We start from the raw sequence: 20888 nt of genomic DNA on the forward strand, positions 1-20888 counted from the left end.
CAGGCAATGCAGATTTCCATTGTAATTCCTTTACTTAACGAACAAGAGTCGCTTCAAGAACTACATGATTGGATTGCACGGGTTATGCAATCCAATCATTTTTCATATGAAATTGTTTTTATTGATGACGGGAGTACCGATGGCTCATGGCAAACCATTGAGCAGCTTTCCAAAGCAAACCAAAATGTTAAGGGAATCAAATTTCTAAGGAATTATGGAAAGTCCCAAGCGCTACACGCAGGTTTCAGAGCTGCGCAAGGTGACGTCGTAATTACAATGGATGCCGACTTGCAAGACAATCCTGAAGAAATTCCAGAACTATATCAACTTATCAAGGAGGAAGGAAACCATGTAGTTTCTGGATGGAAAAAGAAGCGGTATGATTCCGTTATCACCAAAAATATTCCGTCCAAACTCTTTAATTGGGCTGCTCGAAGAACTTCCGGCCTAAAACTGCACGACTTTAATTGTGGACTCAAGGCGTATAAAAATGACGTCATCAAAAGCATAGAGGTTTCAGGGGATATGCACCGTTATATTCCTGTTTTGGCCAAAAATGCTGGATTTTCCAAGATTACGGAAAAAGTGGTGAAGCATCAGGCTAGAAAATATGGAACAACTAAATTCGGTATGGAGAGATTCATCAACGGCTTTTTGGATTTAATCACTATTTGGTTTGTTTCCAAATTTGGACGTCAGCCCATGCACCTTTTTGGCGCACTTGGTGTCTTGATGTTTTTTATTGGCTTTGGGTTTTCCATTTATTTGGGAATCGACAAACTCTATATCAATAAAACTGGAAGGCTTATCACAGATCGTCCAGAGTTTTACATTGCATTGACGGCCATGCTATTAGGAACTCAATTGTTTTTAGCTGGGTTTTTAGGAGAAATCATTGTCCGTTCCAAAAAAAGTGACAGCAGATATACCGTGTCCGATAAAATTAACGTTTAAGCAAACCTTGAACATAGATTCTTTGTAATTTTATTCTTATTAAATCGAAATACTACATGGATTCCATTACCTCTAACGCACAAACCTGGTTGACCGATTTTTTCGACCAAGAAACCAAAACAGAAGTACAAAACCTTATCAATAACGACCCAGAAGAACTTAAAGAGCGGTTCTATAAAGATTTAGAGTTCGGTACCGGAGGTATGAGAGGTGTAATGGGTGTGGGAACCAACAGAATCAACAAATATACCCTTGGTAAAAATACCCAAGGCTTGAGCAATTATCTTAAAAGGACCTATGCCGGGGAGGAAATCAAGGTGGTTATTGCCTATGATTGCAGGCATAACTCGGACACTTTGGCAAGAACCGTTTCGGAAGTATTCTCTGCCAACGGTATAAAAGTGTTCTTGTTTTCCGAATTACGGACCACACCAGAACTTTCATTTGCGGTGAGACATTTGAACTGTAATGCAGGAATTGTTTTGACCGCTTCCCACAATCCGCCAGAATATAATGGATACAAAGTGTATTGGACGGATGGCGGCCAAATAGTTCCTCCACAGGATGGGGAAATCATTGCTGAAATCAATTCGCTTTCTTTTGAGGATATCAATTTCGATGCTAATGAAGATTTAATCCAATCCATAGATAAAGATGTGGACGAGGCCTTCTTTGAGGCTTCTGTGAGTAATGGAAGTTTTGAAGCGGCGGGTAAAGATGATTTCAAGATTGTCTTTACCTCTTTACATGGTACTTCAATAACAGCGATTCCAGAAGTATTGAAAAGAGCAGGTTATAACAACGTGACCATTATTGAAGAGCAAGCCAAGCCAGATGGTGCTTTCCCAACGGTGGAATCTCCAAATCCTGAGGAGCCGGCAGCGCTCAAAATGGCCATCCAAAAAGCTGAGGAAATTGGTGCAGATATGGTAGTAGGTACGGACCCAGACAGTGACCGTTTGGGAATTGCTGTAAGAAACCTTGAAGGTGAAATGGAATTGTTGAACGGTAACCAGACGATGGTACTAATGACAAAGTTTCTTCTGGACCAATTCAAGAAAAAAGGCTTTAAGGGTAATGAATTTATAGCTTCCACCATAGTTTCGACACCTATGGTCGGGCAAATGGCCAACGCTTATGGCGTGGAATACAAGACTGCACTGACAGGTTTTAAATGGATTGGTAAAATGATCAAGGATTTCCCTGAATCCAAATTTATTGGAGGTGGCGAAGAGAGTTTTGGTTATATGGTAGGTGATTTTGTCCGCGACAAGGATGCGGTTACCTCTACTCTACTGGCTTGCGAAGCCGCAGCTAATGCCAAAGCCAATGGAAGTTCGTTCTATCAAGAATTAATTGATTCCTATGTGGCCTTTGGTTTCTATAAAGAACATTTGGTTTCCCTGACGAAAAAAGGAATCAGTGGTGCTGAAGAAATCAAGCAGATGTTGATTGATTTCAAAGAAAATCCGGTTGAATCCGTACAAGGTTCCAAAGTGGTTTGGATTGAGGACTACAACACTTCCGTTGCCAAGAATGTACAAACCGGCGAAGAAAGGGTTATGGATTTGCCTAAATCCAATGTATTGATTTATGAAACTGAAGACGGTACGCGAATTGCAGCAAGACCAAGTGGCACCGAACCCAAGGTTAAGTTTTATATCAGTACAAATACCAAATTGGACAAGGCCAAGGATTTTAAATCCGTAAATTCGCAGTTGGATTCCAAAATAAAAGGCATCCTTTCCGAATTGAATTTGTAGCTGAATGAATTACTTTAAGAAGATTCTCCGTTTTGCGGCCCCATATCGCAAATACGGCTTTCTGAATATATTTTTTAACATACTCTATGCGCTTTTTAGTGCGCTTTCTTTTGCAGCATTGATTCCAATGCTTGACGCTCTTTTTAAACCTGAGCAAAAAGTTACGGTAAAGCCTGTTTATGAAGGCATATCAGGCCTAAAAGACTATTTACAGCAATACGTTAATTACAGGGTCACAGAATATTCAGGTGATGATGAAATGAAAGGTCTTGTCTTGGTCATTGGTCTTGTTTTGGTATTGTTTTTATTAAAAAATGTCTTCAACTATCTGGCCATGTATTTCATCACATTTCTTAGAAATGGGGTTTTAAAGGATATTCGAAATAGGATGTATGAGAAAATCGTGGACTTACCAATTTCATACTTTTCCGAAAAACGAAAAGGAGATGTTATCGCTCGAATCACGTCCGATGTGTTGGAAATACAGCATTCTTTTCTTTCCATATTGGAGTTGATTGTAAGGGAACCGTTGACCATCCTGTTCACAATTCTTATCATGTTCGGTATCAGTGCCAAGCTTACTATTTTCGTTTTTGTGTTTATTCCTGTTGCCGGAATCATAATTTCTCGGATTGGAAAATCCCTAAAACGAAAGTCAGACAAGGTTCAAAAAGAACAAGGGGAATTTCTTTCAATTGTTGAGGAAACCTTGGGAGGTTTAAGGGTAGTCAAGGCCTTTAACGCAGAATCCAAGTTCATCAAAATATTTAAAAACTCCACAAATAGATTTTTTAGATTTTCAAATTCATTATTGAACAGACAGAACCTTGCCTCTCCAACTGGAGAATTTTTGGGAATTTTGGTGATTGGTGTGCTTCTTTGGTTTGGCGGGAAAATGGTCTTGGTCGAAAAAACGCTGGACCCCTCATCATTCATAGCTTATATGGGATTGGCCTATAATATTCTTACTCCTGCCAAGGCTATAAGCAAAGCTTCGTATGGTGTTCGTAAAGGAAATGCAGCCGCAGAAAGAGTTTTAGAAATATTAGAATCTAAAAACCCTATAGGCAATGGCAAAAATGCTGTTGACAAAACAGATTTCAACCGTGACATTGCCATCAGCGATGTTTCTTTCAAGTACGAGGACGATTATGTGCTGGAAAACTTCAATCTAGAGGTGAAAAAAGGCCATACCGTTGCCTTGGTCGGGCAATCTGGAAGTGGAAAAAGTACCATCGCCAATTTGGTGACTCGCTTTTATGATGTAAATGAGGGAGAAATTTCCATTGATGGAACCAATATTAAAGACATTACCAAAAAATCCCTCCGAGGATTGATGGGATTGGTGACACAAGACTCTATTTTGTTCAACGACACTGTAAAGAACAATATAGGGCTTGGCAAGGAAAATGCCACCGAAGACGAAATTATAGCGGCGGCTAAAGTGGCCAACGCACATGACTTTATCATGGAATTGCCCGAAGGTTATAATACTAATATCGGTGATGGTGGAAACAAGCTTAGTGGTGGGCAAAAGCAGCGTCTTTCCATAGCCAGAGCAGTTCTTAAGAATCCTCCCATTATGATTTTAGACGAAGCGACTTCTGCATTAGATACAGAAAGTGAGCGCTTGGTTCAAGATGCACTGGAAAAAATGATGCAGAATAGGACTTCCATAGTCATTGCTCATAGGCTATCTACTATCCAGAACGCCGATTCCATTGCGGTACTGAACAAGGGAAAAATTGTTGAACAAGGTACCCACGAAGAGCTCATGAAATCTAAAAAAGGTTACAAAAAGTTGGTGGAAATGCAAACCTTAGGGTAATCAGACATTTAAAGAATTAAACCTTTTTCCATTACCTTAGTCAAAGCACCAAATTGCTAAGACATTTGATTGCTGAGGAAACCCTAGTCAACGAACTAAAAAATAAAGAAAGTCAAGCTAAAGCCTTTGAGGTATTGGTCAATACCTACAAAGAAAGACTGTATTGGCATATCCGAAGAATTGTATTGAACCACGATGATGCAGACGACGTACTGCAGAATACCTTTATTAAGGTATATCGAAATATTGATGGTTTTAAGGGTGATAGTAAGTTGTATTCCTGGATGTACCGTATTGCCACCAACGAATCATTGACTTTTTTAAAGCAGAAGTCAAAAAAATTGGGCATAAGCGATGAGGAACTTAAAATGTCCTTGGTGGAAAATTTGCAGTCTGATGTATATTTTGAAGGTGATGAAATCCAATTGAAGTTGCAAAAGGCATTGGCCACGCTTCCTGACAAGCAAAAATTGGTATTTACCATGAAGTATTTTCAGGAGATGAAGTATGAAGAAATTTCAGAGGTGCTGGAAACCTCGGTAGGGGCTTTAAAAGCCTCCTATCATTTGGCTGTAAAGAAAATTGAAACGTATCTTACAACCGATTAAACCTTTTAAGTGTTTAATGGTCAAAGTAGTAATATGAAAAAGGACCACAAAAGTAAATTCAAAACCCCTGAAGGTTACTTTGACAGTTTCCACGACCGGCTCATGGATAAAATCCAGCAGGAAGAAACCGTTTCGGAAACATCTATTATTCCAAAGTCTGACGGTTTTGGAGTGCCAGAGGGATATTTTGACTCGCTTACCAACGAAGTAGTTGCTAAGGCAGACCAAAAAGAAGTTAAAGTTGTTCAGTTAAAGACCTACAAAAGATATTTCTATGGAGCGGCATCCATTGCGGCCGTTTTTCTTTTGTTTTTGATGTTAAACACAAACAATGATACATCTTTGGATTTCGATGATTTGGCAAGTGCAGAAATCACCGCATATTTTGATGATGTTGAGCTGGGGCTAAGTTCCTATGAACTAGCTGAAGCAATCCCTGCAAATGAGCTTACCTTGAATGATGTTTTGGAAAATGGCTTGGAGGATGAAAACATTCTGGAATACTTGGATGAAAATGTAGCCGATATTGAAGACTTAAACCTAGATTATGAAGATTATGAAGATTATGAATAAAAAGCTACTCATACTGTTTGTTTTTTTCTTGGGAAGCTCTTGGTTTTATGCCCAGGGCCCCGGGCGAGAGCGTATTAAAACCTTGAAGGTCGCTTTTATTACCGAGCGGGTAGGTTTGACCTCCAAAGAAGCACAATCGTTTTGGCCCATTTATAACGATTATGAGGAAACTTTAGAGTCCATCCGAAGGCAAGAACGTATAGAACTGCGATCCAGAATAGTTACCATAGAGAGTTTGTCAGAAGAAGAATCTGCTGCTCTTTTGGACAAGTTCTTAGCCATCCAAAAGGCAAAGCACCTCGCGGAGAAGGATTTTATTGCCAAAGTCCGAAATGTGATATCTCCCAAAAAAATGGTACTCTTACTAAAGGCCGAGGAAGATTTTAAAAGACGGCTATTGCAGCAAATGCGCAAACGTCGCGGCGGTGGATAGTCAAAATTTCGACAAAAAACACTAAAAGGAGCCAAAAGGCTCCTTTTTTTATTAAACCTTCCCTTAAAAGCATAGTCAAAACCATACAAACCATAAAAATCTACGTTATGAAAAATTTGAAGACAATTCTTTTTACGATAGCATTCTTGGGAACAATTTTAGTTACAAGCTCCCAAAGAACAGTAGTTCGAGTATATCCAAAACACGGTACTGTGGTTACCAAAATCACCAAACCCAAAGTTGTGGTTCACAAAAAGACGAATTTCTATTTTGCTGATGGTGTTTGGTACAAGACAAGAGGGAAAAAATATGTGGTATGTGCCGCTCCAACCGGTATTAAGGTGAGAAGGTTGCCCCCAGCTCGAAGAGTTGTTGTCGTAAATGGACGTAAGTTATACAGGTACAGAGGTGTTTGGTACAAAAAAACAGGTAGACACTACGTTGTAGTAACTGTCTAGTTGGTTAGGTTAGTTGTTATTCAAAAGAGGCTTTCTAAAAAATCTTTACACTATCAAATTGTCAGTCTGAGCTTGTCGAAGACACTTTAAAAATCTAAATGTTAAAAACTTCGACAGGCTCAGTTTGACAATACAGGATTACTTTTTAGACAGCCTCTTTTTCATTTGAATATCAGTTTCGATATCCTATATTTCCCTGCCGCATAAGCCACGGAATCGTTTAAAAATCGGATGGTGTAAAATCCTTCGTCACTAAGTTTCTTCCAATTTACCCCTTGGTTATTCGAGCAAGAAATTCCGGTAAAACCAACAGCTACAATAGTTTCTCCCTTGGATCCAGGAACAAACTGTACACAACTTTTATAGTTGGGCTCAGCTCCGTCTGCAATCAAATTCCATGTCTGACCACCATCCTGGGTTATTATTTTGTTTTTTTTGTTTGACGTAGGGTCGGTATAATCCCCACCAATAGCAAAACCCAAATTCTCATCATAAAAATCAAGGGAGTAAATACCCTCCGTCGGTTTATCCTTTATAATTGGGGTCCGGTTCACATTCCATGTTTTTCCCTTGTCCATGGAGGTATACACATTGCCTGAGGTGGTTCCTATCCAAACTTTGTCTCCCTTAATAGCAATATTGGTGTTACTTGCCGCAAAAGCCCCCTCGCCTTCTTCAGATTTTGGCAACTGGGAGCATGGCAATTTTCGCCAAGTTTTTCCACCATTCCTTGTAATAATGATGGATAGACACTCATCCATGGTATCACCAATGGCAATACCTTCCAAATCGTTCCAAAACTTCATGGAATCATAAAAAACGTCTTCCTCCTCCTCTTTATACACCAATTCCATTTTACCTGTATCCCCTGTTTTATACAACAAAGCTGGATTCGCTATCGATAGCATAAAAAAATCTGAACTCGTATGCGCTACGGCCCTAAAAGCAGGTGTAATAGAATCATACTGCTGAATATTGCTCCTGACTCTATCGGTTCGTACATCAACGGTGCCATATATTCCATCACTTCCTGCAAACGCCAACGTATTGGAATCTAAAAATTCGATGGCCCGGATACTAACCGAGTCTTGGAAAACGGTCTCAATGGTTACCTGAGAAAATGAGACTGGTTTTTCTTTTGTAGAACATCCAATGAGCAATATTGCCACAAAAATCAAACTGTATTTCATTCATAAATAGCTTTGTCCAAATGTAACTGGATTCTTATTAGAAACCATACCTTTGCAATCCTAAAATTTGGGGGATGCGTTTACACAGAAATCTTGTCTTTGCGGTCATTGATGCACTTCATCTCATTTTCAATGAAAAAGAATATGCCGATAAGGTCATTGAAAAGGTGCTACGTTATGATAAACGCTGGGGTGCTCGGGACAGAGGTTTTATTGCAGAAACCACCTACGACATTGTACGTTGGAAACGACTGTATGCGGAAATTGCAGAGGTCGGTGAACCTTATACCAGACCTCATCTATTTCGCCTTTTTGCCGTGTGGTGCGTTCTTAGAGGAATCCGGATTCCGGATTGGAAGCAATTGGAAGGCACTCCGGAACGTAGAATAAAGGGAAAGTTCGATGAGCTTTCAAAGACTAGAAAACTTAGAGAGTCTATTCCCGACTGGATAGATGAATTGGGAGAAAAAGCCTTAGGAAATAAACTTTGGACTAAAGAAATAGGTGCTTTAAACAAACAAGCTGAGGTGATTCTTAGAGTCAACACCCTTAAAACAACCAAGCAACAACTGCAAGCTATGCTTGCCAAAAGCGAAATTGAAACCGTCTCCATTGACGGATATCCTGAAGCTATAAAGTTGGTGGAGCGTAAAAATGTTTTTGTCACAGAAGCCTTTAAAAACGGTTTTTTCGAAGTCCAGGATGCTTCCTCTCAATTGGTAGCTCCATATTTGGATGTCAAACCTGGCCAGCGTGTGGTAGATGCTTGTGCGGGCGCTGGAGGAAAGACACTTCATTTGGCCTCACAAATGGAAAACAAGGGACAACTTATCGCTTTGGATATTTATGAGAGTAAATTGAAAAAGTTGAAAAAACGCACCCGAAGAAACGGTGTTCATAACGTGGAAACCCGTGTAATAGATTCCACCAAAGTCATAAAAAAACTGCATAATAGCGCTGATAGATTGCTATTGGATGCCCCTTGCTCTGGTTTGGGTGTCATCCGAAGAAACCCAGATACCAAATGGAAGTTGGAACCCGAGTTTGTTGACAGAATTATGGGGGTTCAACAAGAGATTCTCCAAGATTACAGCAAAATCGTGAAAAAAGGAGGACAAATGGTCTATGCTACCTGCTCCATCCTACCGCAAGAAAATACAGAGCAAGTCGAATCTTTTCTCGAATCTGAAAATGGAAAAGCATTTGAATTGGTCAAAGAGCAAAATGTTTACGCCTCAAAAAGTGGTTATGATGGGTTTTATATGGCCCTTCTGAAAAAGCAATGAAACAATTATCAATTAACAATGGACAATTGATCAGCACCTATTTGCTGATTGAACATTGCTAATTGAACATTGACCCAAAGCTATCAACATTTATCGTTAAAAACTGTTTGCTTCTCTAGAATAAAATCGCGTATAAAAGCGTAAATTTGCATTTTCTTAATCCGTTCAACAATAAGGCTGATATGATTCATTTCTTTGGGGACGTGGCAACTAAGGTATTTGCCGTCCAAACCACTCAAGAAATTGCACCTCAAGACATTACAAAATTGACATGGTTGTTCGGCAACCAACCTAAGATAAACTCGGCGTCTCTTGACGCCTTTTTTATTGGGCCCCGAGCTGCTATGATAACTCCTTGGAGTACCAACGCCACCGAAATAACTCAAAATATGGGTGTTCAAGGAATTCTTCGGATTGAGGAATTTCATGCGGCGGATGCAGAGCGTTCGGAGTATGATCCCATGCTTTTCCAAAAATACAAGGAATTAAATCAAGATATCTTTACCATCGATATCGAGCCGCAACCTATTTTGGAAATTGAGGACATCAATGCCTATAACCAACAAGAAGGTCTGGCGCTTAGCGATGACGAAGTTGCATATTTAGAAAATCTTTCAGAAAAGTTAGGCAGGAAGTTAACGGATTCCGAGGTTTTTGGATTTAGTCAGGTCAACTCGGAACACTGCCGCCATAAAATTTTCAATGGTACGTTTGTCATTGATGGGGAAGAAAAACCATCCTCCCTTTTTAAACTCATTAAAAAAACATCGGAAGAGCATCCGAATGATATCGTTTCTGCCTATAAAGACAATGTCGCTTTTATAAAAGGCCCAAAAGCCATTCAGTTTGCACCCAAAAGCGCCGATAAGCCAGATTTTTATGAAGAAACTGAATTTGACTCAGTGCTTTCACTAAAAGCAGAAACCCATAATTTCCCAACAACCGTAGAACCCTTTAATGGGGCTGCGACAGGTTCAGGAGGAGAAATCAGAGATAGGTTAGCCGGAGGAAAAGGTTCATTGCCACTAGCAGGAACAGCCGTTTACATGACTTCGTATTCTCGATTGGAGGAAAATCGACCTTGGGAAAAAGACATGCAAGAACGGGATTGGTTGTACCAAACTCCTATGGATATTCTGATCAAAGCATCCAATGGAGCTTCCGATTTTGGAAATAAATTTGGACAACCCTTGATTTCTGGTTCAGTGCTCACTTTCGAACATAAAGAAGATGCTCGAAAACTAGGTTTTGACAAGGTTATAATGATGGCAGGTGGCATAGGTTACGGCAAAGCTGATCAAGCCTTAAAAGATACTCCCCAAAAAGGGGACAAAGTTGTAATCCTAGGTGGTGACAACTATCGCATTGGAATGGGCGGTGCTGCCGTTTCCAGTGCCGATACAGGTGAATTTAGTTCTGCCATAGAACTCAATGCCGTGCAGCGCTCCAATCCTGAAATGCAAAAAAGAGCGTCCAATGCAATTCGTGGATTAGTGGAAAGTCACGACAATCCTATTGTGTCCATTCATGACCACGGTGCTGGGGGACACCTCAACTGCTTATCTGAATTGGTAGAGGAAATAGGTGGTGTTATTAACACTGACAAACTTCCGATTGGAGACCCAACACTTTCTGCCAAGGAACTTATCGGTAACGAATCCCAAGAACGAATGGGATTGGTCATTGGAGATCAAGACATGGAGCTACTCGACCGAATCGCTTCCCGTGAACGCTCTCCTATGTATGATGTAGGAACGGTTACAGGTGACCACCGATTTACCTTCGCTTCTAAAAAAACAGGTGAAAAACCGATGGATTTGGAACTATCTGATATGTTCGGCAGTTCTCCCAAAACTATCATGCAAGACACATCACTAGATAGAACATATAATGCTCCAACATATGCTTTAGAGCATTTCCATGATTATCTGGAACAGGTTTTACAACTGGAGGCCGTTGCTTGTAAGGATTGGTTGACCAACAAAGTTGACCGCTGTGTGGGTGGACACGTGGCCAAACAACAATGTGCAGGTCCATTACAACTTCCGTTGAACAACTGTGGTGTCATGGCGTTGGATTTTAAAGGAAAGGAAGGTATCGCAACCAGCATCGGCCACTCCCCTATTTCCGCTTTGATAGACCCAACTGCTGGAAGTAGAAACAGTATTACGGAAGCGTTGACGAACATTGTTTGGGCACCCCTTAGAGATGGATTACAGTCCATTTCCCTTTCCGCCAACTGGATGTGGCCCTGTAGAAATGAAGGAGAAGATGCCCGACTTTACGAAGCGGTAGAAGCCGTTTCCGACTTTGCCATTGCTTTGGGAATCAATGTACCTACCGGAAAGGATTCACTTTCCATGAAGCAGAAATATAAAGATGGAGATGTCCTTTCACCTGGAACAGTCATTATTTCGTCTGCAGGGAACTGTGACGATATTACCAAGGTAGTTGAACCGGTTTTGCAAAAAAACGGTGGGGATATTTATTATATAAATATGTCCCAGAATGACTTTAAGCTTGGAGGTTCCTCTTTTGCTCAAATCCTTAATACCGTGGGTAATGAAGCTCCAACCGTTAAGGACGCCAAATACGTCAAATTAGTTTTCAATACACTTCAGGAGCTCATTAAAAATGACTTGATACTTGCTGGACATGATGTGGCCTCAGGCGGATTGATTACCACTTTGTTGGAAATGTGCTTTGCCGATATTGATTTGGGAGCGAATCTCGATTTATCGGATCTTGGAGAAAATGATATCATTAAACTCTTGTTTTCGGAAAATTGCGGATTGGTTTTCCAAGCTAAGAATGATTCTGTAGAGAAAGTGCTCCTAGAGGCAGGAGTAGATTGCAAGAAGATTGGTGCAGTTAACTCAGAAGCCACCTTAAATATCAAAAACAACGGTATTGAAATAGGTTTGAATGTAGCATCGTTGCGTGACACCTGGTTCAAGACTTCTTACTTGCTCGATGACAAACAGACTGCCAATGGTCTTGCCAAAGACAGATATGAAAACTATAAGAATCAACCTTTAACCTATCAGTTTCCTAAAAATTTCAACGGTTCCCTAGCTCCTCGTATACAAACCGAGGATGAACGCCCCAAGGCGGCCATTCTAAGGGAAAAAGGAAGTAACTCCGAGCGTGAAATGGCCAATGCTATGTACCTAGCCGGTTTTGATGTCAAAGACGTCCACATGACCGATTTGATTTCGGGCCGAGAAACTTTGGAAGACATCCAATTTTTGGGTGCCGTAGGTGGTTTTTCCAATTCCGATGTGCTAGGGAGTGCCAAAGGTTGGGCCGGAGCCATTAAATACAATGAAAAGGCCAATAAAGTCATCAAGAACTTTTTTGAAAGACCCGATACCCTTTCCGTTGGTATCTGCAATGGATGTCAATTGTTCATGGAATTGGATTTGATCAACCCTGACCATGATACCCACGGAAGAATGACCTACAATGATTCTGGTAAGCACGAAAGCAATTTTACTTCGGTAAAAATTCAAGAAAACAACTCTGTTATGCTTTCCTCGCTTGCTGGAACAACTTTAGGTGTTTGGATTTCTCATGGGGAGGGGAAATTCAGTTTACCACACGCCGAGGAAAACTATGATATTGTTGCCAAATATGGTTACGATACCTATCCCACAAATCCGAATGGAAGTGATTTCAATACAGCCATGCTATGCGATAAAACAGGTAGGCATTTGGTCACCATGCCCCATATTGAAAGGTCCACCTTTCCATGGAATTGGGCACACTATCCAAAGGATAGAAATGATGTAGTTTCTCCCTGGCTACAGGCCTTTGTCAACGCAAAAGAGTGGATATTGAACAATAAATAGCTATTTTTAAGGACTAAAAGTCATTTGAAAAACTAAACACCAAAAAATGAACATCAAAAATCTATTGGCAAAGGCAAGCTTGCTTTCTTGTGCTTTTTCTTTGCTTTTTACCGCAGGGTGTGTACGTAAACATAGAAGCTTTACAGCAGAAGAAATCAATATTCTACCCCAGCCTAACGAGATAACTTTGGCCGAAAATTCATTCGGTTTAAGTGATGGTATGGAACTCACCTATGCTGATGAACAAGCTAAAGAAGTTGCCACTACCCTCGCCGAGGCTCTGACCAAAGAAACAGACCTTGAATTTTCTACCGCCGGTGGAAACGATGGAGATATCGCTTTTATACTTGCTCCCGATTTAGGAAAAGAATCCTATAATTTGGAGGTTTCACCTAAAGGAATCACAATAAGTGCAAGCACATCAGCTGGATTCTTCTATGGAGCAGAAACTTTAAAACAATTACTTACGAAGGATTCTGACGAATCACCATGGCTTATCCCCGCTTTGACCATTAAAGATGCTCCTAGGTTTGGATGGAGAGCTTATATGCTGGATGAATCCCGTTACTTTCATGGAGCAGACTACGTAAAGATGGTATTGGACCAAATGGCTTCCCTTAAAATGAACGTTTTTCACTGGCATCTAACCGATGATGCTGGTTGGAGGATTGAAATCAAAAAATATCCCAAGCTAACAGAGGTTGGGGCCTTCAGAAAAGATTCCCAGATATCCAACGGTAAAATGTGGAAGAGCAACGACTATTCTGGAGTGCCACATGGCGGTTTTTACACCCAAGAAGAAATTAAGGAGTTAGTGGCCTATGCCGCCAAAAGGAACATTACAATCATTCCTGAGTTTGAAATCCCCGGACATAGTAGCGCTGCCATTGCCGCTTATACTTGGTTGGGCACAGCGGGCAAGGATATAGACCCTCCTATCAAATTTGGACGTCATTATGACAACTACGATGTAACCAGTCCCAAAGTGGAACAATTTGTAAAAGATGTACTGTTGGAGCTTTTTGAGCTGTTCCCTTCAGAGGTTATCCACATTGGTGGTGATGAGGTAGGTTACCAAGTATGGGAAGACAGTAAGCACGTTCAAGAATACATGAAAGCCAATGGAATCAACACACCTGCGGATTTACAAATCATGTTCACCAACAAAATATCCAAATTCATTGAGCAAAATGGACGTAGGATGATGGGTTGGAATGAAATTATGGGAAAAAACATTCACGGCGATTTCTCAGAAAAGAAAATGGACAAGGAGGCGGAAACAGCACTAGCTAAAAATGTGGTGGTCCATTTTTGGAAAGGAGACTTAAACCTTGCCACTGAAGCCGCTCAAAAAGGGTATGGCATTGTGAACTCCCTGCATAGCAATACGTATCTCGATTACAACTATAAAAGTATACCTCTAGAAAAAGCCTATGACTTTGATCCCATTCCGGAAGGCCTTGAACCTCAATACCACGAAAATATTTATGGTTTGGGTTGTCAAATGTGGAGCGAATGGACTCCGACCAACAAGGATGTTGAATACCAAACTTTTCCCAGAATTGCCGCTTACGCTGAAGTCGGTTGGACCCAACCCGACCAAAAGGACTACGAGGCATTTAAAAAGGTTTTAAAAATCAAACAACAAGAATGGGATGCTCTTGGCATCAATTACGCCAAAGTTTTGGTGGAATAGCATTTTGCTCCCATTTAAGTTTATTTGAATATCAACCAAGTGGGCCTTCAAATTGAAGGCCTTTTTTTATCCCTTAAAATTGAGTGGTTTGCAAACAAAGCGGTCTGGAATTGAATTTTCCATTTTAAAATCCCGCTTCCTTTCCCTATTTTGCAATTACTTTACAGAAACTTACTATGCAAAAGGTTACCCGATTATTTGATTTTCCATACTATCAATTGGAAAAAAATCCGCTTGAGAAAGCCCTGGTTACTAAATATGATGGAAAATGGGAAGCTACTTCGACCCAAAAATTTATAGATCGAGCCAATGCTTTAAGCAGAGGACTGCTGCGTTTAGGGGTGAAGCCCAATGATAAGATTGCCGTGATATCAAGCACCAACAGAACAGAGTGGTGTATTTGTGATATAGGCATACTTCAGGTCGGCGCACAAAACGTCCCCATTTACCCCACTATATCAAAAGATGATTATGAATATGTACTAAACCATTCGGAAGCCACCTATTGTTTTGTTTCAGATGAAGAGGTTTTGCAAAAAATACTTGCCATAAGCGGAAAAGTAAAGAAGTTAAAGGACGTTTATTCATTTGACAGGCTTTCTAATTGCAATCACTGGACGGAGGTATTGGAAAAGGGAGAAGACACCTCTAATCAGGAAGAATTAGAAGAGAAAAAGGCAAATGTAAAACCTGAAGATTTAGCGACTTTGATTTACACTTCAGGGACCACTGGAAGACCGAAAGGAGTAATGCTCTCCCATGACAATATTGTATCCAACGCACTCTCTGCTCAGCAAAGAATACCTTTAGGGCCTGGAGATATCGCATTAAGTTTTCTCCCGCTTTGCCACATCTTTGAACGCACTTTTTCTTATGTGGGTCAATATTTAGGTCTTGAAATCCACTTTGCAGAAGGTTTGGACAAAATCAGTGATAATATCAAAGAGGTACACCCCGATTTTATGACCGTTGTGCCCAGATTGGTTGAAAAAGTATTCGATGCCATCATTGCCAAAGGAAGTGCTTTAACCGGAATTAAAAAGAAGCTCTTCTTTTGGGCTGTTGAACTAGGTCTCAAATTTGAGCCCTACGGAAAGAATGGATGGTGGTACGAAAAGAAATTAGGTCTTGCCCGAAAATTGATTTTCAGCAAATGGAAAGAAGCCCTTGGGGGTAATCTCCAATTTATGGCGTCTGGTAGTGCTGCTTTGCAACCAAGACTTGGCCACGTTTTTGGTGCTTCAGGAATGCCCATTATGGAATGTTATGGCCTAACCGAAACTTCACCCGGAGTTTCTGTAAGTCAAATTGAAAATAATGGTTGGAAAATTGGTAAAGTGGGCAGGGTAATGGATGGTGTTGAAGTGAAGATTGCCCAGGATGGTGAAATTTTATGTAAAGGTCCCAATATAATGATGGGCTACTACAAGGACCCTGAGAAAACTGCCGAGGTTATAAAAGATGGATACTTCCATACCGGTGATATCGGAGAAATAGATGAAGATGGCTTTTTAATGATTACGGATCGGAAAAAGGAAATGTTCAAAACCTCCGGCGGCAAGTACGTTGCACCCCAGCTTTTGGAGAATAAACTTAAACAATCCCGATTTGTGGAACAGGTGATGGTTGTGGGAGAAGGAGAGAAAATGCCGGCAGCACTGATTCAGCCTAATTTTGAATTTTTGTACGAATGGGCTAATCGACACAACATCACCCTAAGTGAGAACTCAGATATTATATTAAACGAAAAGGTGATTTCCAGAATCCAAGATGAAATTGATGTGGCCAACGAGGATTTTGCCAAATGGGAAAAAGTAAAACAATTTAGACTTACACCTGATGTTTGGAGTATAGATGATGGTCACATGACCCCTACAATGAAACTTCGTCGAAAAATCATAAAAGAAAAGTATATAGACCTCTACAATGGCATATATGGTCATTGATAGAATAAACTAATTTTCCAACCTAATTTTTGAAGGTTCAAATTAATTTTTGAGCCTTCTTTTTTTATCTACCAGAATTATTATAATTTATTATGCATGCATAATAAATTTTTGTATATTTGGGCACACCAAACCAGATTTATGAAAGAGTTGACCATTGATTATGCGCTAAGGGCTACATGGCAGGCCGTAAGTAAGATGTACAACGAAGAAGCTAAGCATTACGGACTTACAATGGCCATTGGTTTTACGCTCTTGAGCATTGATCCCAAAAAAGGAACTCCCAGTACTGCATTAGGCCCCAAAATGGGAATGGAAGCAACAAGTTTATCCCGAATTCTAAAGAATATTGAGGAAAGAGGTTACATCCAACGAAAACCAAACCCAAAAGATGGGCGGGGCGTGTTGATTCATTTGACTGCTTTGGGTCTAGAAAAAAGAAAAGATTCCAAAGATGTGGTGTTGCGTTTTAATGAAGTGGTACGAGAGAATGTTACAGAAGATGATTTAGTCGGTTTTTTTAAAACCGCTGAAATCATCAACAAACTTATAATTGAAAAGAAAATATATACAAGAACAACTAATTAATTCTAGTTCCTAAATGAAAAGGCATATCAATAAAGTTGCCGTAATAGGCTCTGGTATCATGGGTAGTGGCATAGCCTGCCATTTTGCCAATATCGGTGTCGAAGTTTTGTTATTGGACATTGTTCCTCGAGAACTCAACGACAAGGAAAAAGCGAAAGGATTGACTTTGGAGAGTAAAATCGTTCGAAACCGCTTGGTCAATGATTCATTGGCTGCAGCTCTTAAGTCCAAACCCTCGCCGATTTATCATAAAAAGTTTGCTGGTAGAATCAAGACCGGTAATCTTGAAGATGATATTTCAAAAGTTGGTGATGTAGATTGGATCATTGAGGTGGTTGTGGAACGTTTGGATATCAAGAAACAGGTCTTTGAAAATCTGGAGAAACATAGAAAGCCCGGTACGCTAATCACATCCAATACTTCTGGAATACCTATTAAATTTATGAGTGAAGGGAGGAGTGAAGATTTTCAAAAACACTTCTGTGGAACACACTTTTTCAATCCGGCCAGATACCTGAAGCTTTTTGAGATTATTCCAGGGCCTAAGACCTCTAAAGAAGTTTTGACCTTTTTAAATGGTTATGGTGAGCAGTTCTTGGGTAAAACCTCCGTGGTAGCTAAAGACACTCCTGCTTTCATTGGAAACAGGATTGGAATTTTCAGTATTCAAAGTCTTTTTCATGCCGTAAAAGACTTAGGAATGACGGTAGAAGAAGTGGACAAACTTACCGGGCCCGTAATCGGAAGACCAAAATCGGCAACCTTCAGAACCGTGGATGTAGTTGGACTAGACACTTTGGTGCATGTTGCTAACGGAATCCATGAAAACTGTAAGGATGATGAACGTTTGGAACTCTTCAAATTGCCAGATTTCATCAAGTCCATGGTCGACAATAAATGGTTGGGGAGCAAATCAGGACAAGGTTTTTATAAAAAGATCAAAGATGATAGTGGTAAGAGTGAAATCCTAACTTTGGATTTGGATACAATGGACTACCGCTCTAAAAAAAGCGCCAAGTTCGCCACTTTGGAGTTGACCAAAACCATTGACAAAGTAGTAGACCGTTTTTCAGTTCTTACATCCGGTAAGGATAAAGCTGGAGAGTTTTATAGAAAAAGTTTTGGCGCACTTTTTGCATATGTCTCTCACCGAATTCCTGAAATTTCGGATGAGCTTTACAAAATTGATGATGCCATGAAAGCTGGTTTTGGGTGGGAACATGGACCCTTCCAAATTTGGGATGCCGTAGGCTTGGAAAAGGGAATAGAATTCGCCAAGGCAGAAGGTCTGGAAGTTGCTTCATGGGTAAACAACATGAAGGAAGCTGGTATTAATTCTTTCTATTCGGTAAAAGATGGTGCCACCTATTTTTATGATGCTCCAAAAAAGACCATGGAAAAAGTTCCTGGTCAAGATGCGTTTATCATTTTGGATAACATCAGGAAATCCAATGAAGTCTTCAAAAACAGTGGTGTTGTTATCGAAGATTTGGGTGATGGAATCCTAAATATTGAGTTCCAGTCCAAAATGAACACCATAGGTGGCGATGTGTTGGCTGGTTTGAATAAGGCTGTCGACATAGCGGAAAAGGATTTTCAAGGTTTAGTAGTAGGTAATCAAGCTGCAAACTTCTCTGTGGGTGCCAATATCGGAATGATTTTCATGATGGCTGTTGAGCAAGAATATGACGAGTTGAACATGGCCATCAAATACTTCCAAGATACCATGATGCGTATGCGCTATTCATCCATCCCTACCATTTCAGCACCTCACGGAATGTGTTTGGGAGGAGGTTGTGAGCTTTCTTTACATGCAGACAAAATTGTAGCTGCCGCGGAAACTTATATAGGTTTAGTGGAGTTTGGAGTAGGCGTAATTCCAGGGGGTGGAGGCTCCAAGGAAATGGCTTTACGAGCATCCGATACTTTTAGAAAGAATGATGTGGAATTGAATGTGCTGCAGGAATATTTTTTGACCATCGGTATGGCAAAAGTGTCGACATCGGCCTATGAAGCGTACGATTTAGGGATACTTCAAAAAGGAAAGGATGTAGTGGTTGTCAATAAAGACCGACAAATAGCTACGGCTAAGGCTTATGCAAAACTAATGGCCGAAGCAGGGTACACAAAACCTCCGAAGCGAACAGATGTAAAAGTACTTGGAAAACAAGCTTTGGGAATGTTCCTAGTTGGTACCGATTCCATGGAAGCGGGGCATTATATATCTGAACACGACAAGAAAATCGCTGATAAACTGGCATACGTAATGGCCGGTGGAGATTTATCCGAAGCTAGTTATGTCAGTGAGCAATATCTGTTGGATTTGGAGCGCGAAGCTTTTCTTTCATTATGCACAGAAAGAAAAACATTGGAGCGTATCCAACATATGTTGAAAACAGGAAAACCCTTAAGGAATTAGATTATTGGATTGTTGGGATATTCGATTATTCGAATAACATATCCAATCATCCAAAAATCTATAAATCTGATAATCAAAATATAATGAAAACAGCATATATAGTAAAAGCATATAGAACAGCGGTCGGTAAGGCTCCCCGAGGTTTATTCCGGTTTAAAAGACCTGATGAATTGGCGGCTGAGACCATTGAACATATGATGAAAGAACTACCGGGTCTTGATAAACAGCGAATTGATGATGTAATTGTAGGTAACGCCATGCCTGAAGCAGAGCAAGGTCTAAATATGGCAAGATTGATTTCATTAATGGGCTTAAACATCGATGATGTTCCAGGGGTAACTGTAAATCGCTATTGTGCATCAGGATTGGAAACTATTGGTATTGCAACAGCCAAGATTCAATCCGGAATGGCCGATTGTATTATCGCAGGTGGTTCTGAAAGCATGAGCTATATCCCTATGGGTGGATACAAGCCAACTCCGGATTACGCTACCGCCAAAGAAGGTCACGAAGACTATTACTGGGGCATGGGTTTAACCGCTGAAGCGGTGGCAAAACAGTTCAACATTTCTAGGGAAGATCAAGATGTGTTCGCATATAATTCGCATATGAAAGCTTTGGCGGCTCAGGAAGAAAACCGATTCCAAGATCAGATCGTCCCAATTGACGTGGAACACACTTTTGTAAATGGAGCAGGGAAGAAAGAAACCACTTCCTATACCGTCAACAAAGATGAAGGACCGAGAAAAGGAACTAACATTCCAACTTTAAATAAACTTCGTCCAGTTTTTGCGGCCGGGGGAAGTGTCACAGCGGGGAACTCCTCACAAATGAGTGATGGAGCAGCCTTTGTTATGGTCATGAGTGAAGAAATGGTTAAAGAATTGAATCTTGAACCCATCGCTCGCTTGGTTAATTATGCGGCAGCAGGAGTCGAACCCCGTATTATGGGGATTGGTCCCGTCAAGGCCATTCCAAAAGCATTAAAACAAGCCGGTTTGAAGCAGGAAGATGTTGAATTAATTGAACTTAATGAAGCTTTTGCCTCTCAATCACTTGCAGTAATAAGAGAATTGGATTTGAATCAGGAAATCATCAACGTAAATGGAGGCGCTATAGCTCTTGGACATCCTTTGGGTTGTACTGGTACCAAGCTATCCGTGCAGCTTTTTGATGAGATGAGAAAAAGAGAAATGAAAGGCAAATACGGCATGGTGACCATGTGTGTGGGAACTGGTCAAGGAGCCGCAGGCATTTACGAATTTTTGAACTAAGAAAAAGAAACTAACAATATA

15 protein-coding genes are annotated in these 20888 nt (G+C 40.5%); 14 read left to right on the top strand and 1 reads right to left on the bottom strand.

What is annotated here, in order from left to right:
- Positions 1-6 precede the first annotated feature (6 nt).
- The 7 genes from E4661_RS14025 to E4661_RS14055 all read left to right on the top strand — a co-directional run bounded on the left by E4661_RS14025 (position 7) and on the right by E4661_RS14055 (position 6617).
- Complete coding sequence (locus E4661_RS14025) at positions 7-954, top strand: glycosyltransferase family 2 protein (RefSeq protein WP_136468087.1); 948 nt, start codon at positions 7-9, stop codon at positions 952-954.
- 56 nt (positions 955-1010) lie between these two features.
- Positions 1011-2717 (top strand): phospho-sugar mutase, encoded by a 1707-nt coding sequence (locus tag E4661_RS14030; RefSeq protein WP_136468088.1) that lies wholly within the window; start codon positions 1011-1013, stop codon positions 2715-2717.
- Between the two features lie 4 nt (positions 2718-2721).
- Positions 2722-4545 (top strand): ABC transporter ATP-binding protein, encoded by a 1824-nt coding sequence (locus E4661_RS14035; RefSeq protein ID WP_136468089.1) that lies wholly within the window; start codon positions 2722-2724, stop codon positions 4543-4545.
- Between the two features lie 65 nt (positions 4546-4610).
- On the top strand, positions 4611-5153 hold the full coding sequence (locus tag E4661_RS14040) for an RNA polymerase sigma factor (protein ID WP_136468144.1): 543 nt from the start codon (positions 4611-4613) through the stop codon (positions 5151-5153).
- A gap of 33 nt (positions 5154-5186) precedes the next feature.
- A complete protein-coding gene (locus tag E4661_RS14045) occupies positions 5187-5726 on the top strand; it encodes a hypothetical protein (RefSeq protein ID WP_136468090.1) in 540 nt (179 codons plus the stop codon).
- Complete coding sequence (locus E4661_RS14050; protein WP_136468091.1) at positions 5701-6159, top strand: Spy/CpxP family protein refolding chaperone; 459 nt, start codon at positions 5701-5703, stop codon at positions 6157-6159. Before E4661_RS14045 ends, E4661_RS14050 begins: the two co-directional genes overlap by 26 nt.
- Before the next feature lie 107 nt (positions 6160-6266).
- Positions 6267-6617: a DUF6515 family protein gene (locus tag E4661_RS14055; RefSeq protein WP_136468092.1), complete on the top strand. Its 351-nt coding sequence runs from the start codon at positions 6267-6269 to the stop codon at positions 6615-6617.
- Between the two features lie 161 nt (positions 6618-6778).
- Here the strand turns inward: E4661_RS14055 and E4661_RS14060 are convergent, their stop codons facing one another.
- Entirely contained in the window at positions 6779-7807 is a 1029-nt protein-coding gene (locus tag E4661_RS14060; RefSeq protein ID WP_136468093.1) for a WD40/YVTN/BNR-like repeat-containing protein, read from the bottom strand.
- A 74-nt stretch (positions 7808-7881) separates the two neighbouring features.
- On the opposite strand from E4661_RS14060, the gene E4661_RS14065 reads away from it, so the two are divergent.
- From E4661_RS14065 to E4661_RS14095, 7 genes are all read left to right on the top strand, one after another.
- Positions 7882-9093, top strand: a complete 1212-nt coding sequence (locus E4661_RS14065) for an RsmB/NOP family class I SAM-dependent RNA methyltransferase (protein WP_136468094.1) — start codon at positions 7882-7884, stop codon at positions 9091-9093.
- A 182-nt stretch (positions 9094-9275) separates the two neighbouring features.
- Positions 9276-12944, top strand: a complete 3669-nt coding sequence (purL, locus tag E4661_RS14070; protein ID WP_136468095.1) for a phosphoribosylformylglycinamidine synthase — start codon at positions 9276-9278, stop codon at positions 12942-12944.
- A 46-nt stretch (positions 12945-12990) separates the two neighbouring features.
- Positions 12991-14640 (top strand): beta-N-acetylhexosaminidase, encoded by a 1650-nt coding sequence (locus tag E4661_RS14075; RefSeq protein ID WP_136468096.1) that lies wholly within the window; start codon positions 12991-12993, stop codon positions 14638-14640.
- Positions 14641-14816: 176 nt separating this feature from the next.
- Positions 14817-16586 (top strand): AMP-dependent synthetase/ligase, encoded by a 1770-nt coding sequence (locus E4661_RS14080; protein ID WP_136468097.1) that lies wholly within the window; start codon positions 14817-14819, stop codon positions 16584-16586.
- Between the two features lie 141 nt (positions 16587-16727).
- A complete protein-coding gene (locus E4661_RS14085; protein ID WP_136468098.1) occupies positions 16728-17174 on the top strand; it encodes a MarR family winged helix-turn-helix transcriptional regulator in 447 nt (148 codons plus the stop codon).
- Positions 17175-17187: 13 nt separating this feature from the next.
- A complete protein-coding gene (locus E4661_RS14090; protein WP_136468099.1) occupies positions 17188-19593 on the top strand; it encodes a 3-hydroxyacyl-CoA dehydrogenase/enoyl-CoA hydratase family protein in 2406 nt (801 codons plus the stop codon).
- An 83-nt stretch (positions 19594-19676) separates the two neighbouring features.
- On the top strand, positions 19677-20867 hold the full coding sequence (locus E4661_RS14095) for an acetyl-CoA C-acyltransferase (protein WP_136468100.1): 1191 nt from the start codon (positions 19677-19679) through the stop codon (positions 20865-20867).
- Positions 20868-20888 lie beyond the last annotated feature (21 nt).

This window comes from Flagellimonas onchidii, assembly GCF_004804315.1.
Classification (GTDB): domain Bacteria; phylum Bacteroidota; class Bacteroidia; order Flavobacteriales; family Flavobacteriaceae; genus Flagellimonas; species Flagellimonas onchidii.

Coding starts and splice junctions, on each gene's coding strand:
- E4661_RS14045 (WP_136468090.1), top strand. CDS start 5,187: ATGAAAAAGGACCACAAAAGTAAATTCAAAACCCCTGAAGGTTACTTT.
- E4661_RS14065 (WP_136468094.1), top strand. CDS start 7,882: ATGCGTTTACACAGAAATCTTGTCTTTGCGGTCATTGATGCACTTCAT.
- E4661_RS14060 (WP_136468093.1), bottom strand. CDS start 7,807: ATGAAATACAGTTTGATTTTTGTGGCAATATTGCTCATTGGATGTTCT.
- E4661_RS14055 (WP_136468092.1), top strand. CDS start 6,267: ATGAAAAATTTGAAGACAATTCTTTTTACGATAGCATTCTTGGGAACA.
- E4661_RS14075 (WP_136468096.1), top strand. CDS start 12,991: ATGAACATCAAAAATCTATTGGCAAAGGCAAGCTTGCTTTCTTGTGCT.
- E4661_RS14085 (WP_136468098.1), top strand. CDS start 16,728: ATGAAAGAGTTGACCATTGATTATGCGCTAAGGGCTACATGGCAGGCC.
- E4661_RS14095 (WP_136468100.1), top strand. CDS start 19,677: ATGAAAACAGCATATATAGTAAAAGCATATAGAACAGCGGTCGGTAAG.
- E4661_RS14030 (WP_136468088.1), top strand. CDS start 1,011: ATGGATTCCATTACCTCTAACGCACAAACCTGGTTGACCGATTTTTTC.
- E4661_RS14025 (WP_136468087.1), top strand. CDS start 7: ATGCAGATTTCCATTGTAATTCCTTTACTTAACGAACAAGAGTCGCTT.
- E4661_RS14050 (WP_136468091.1), top strand. CDS start 5,701: ATGAAGATTATGAAGATTATGAATAAAAAGCTACTCATACTGTTTGTT.
- purL (WP_136468095.1), top strand. CDS start 9,276: ATGATTCATTTCTTTGGGGACGTGGCAACTAAGGTATTTGCCGTCCAA.
- E4661_RS14035 (WP_136468089.1), top strand. CDS start 2,722: ATGAATTACTTTAAGAAGATTCTCCGTTTTGCGGCCCCATATCGCAAA.
- E4661_RS14080 (WP_136468097.1), top strand. CDS start 14,817: ATGCAAAAGGTTACCCGATTATTTGATTTTCCATACTATCAATTGGAA.
- E4661_RS14090 (WP_136468099.1), top strand. CDS start 17,188: ATGAAAAGGCATATCAATAAAGTTGCCGTAATAGGCTCTGGTATCATG.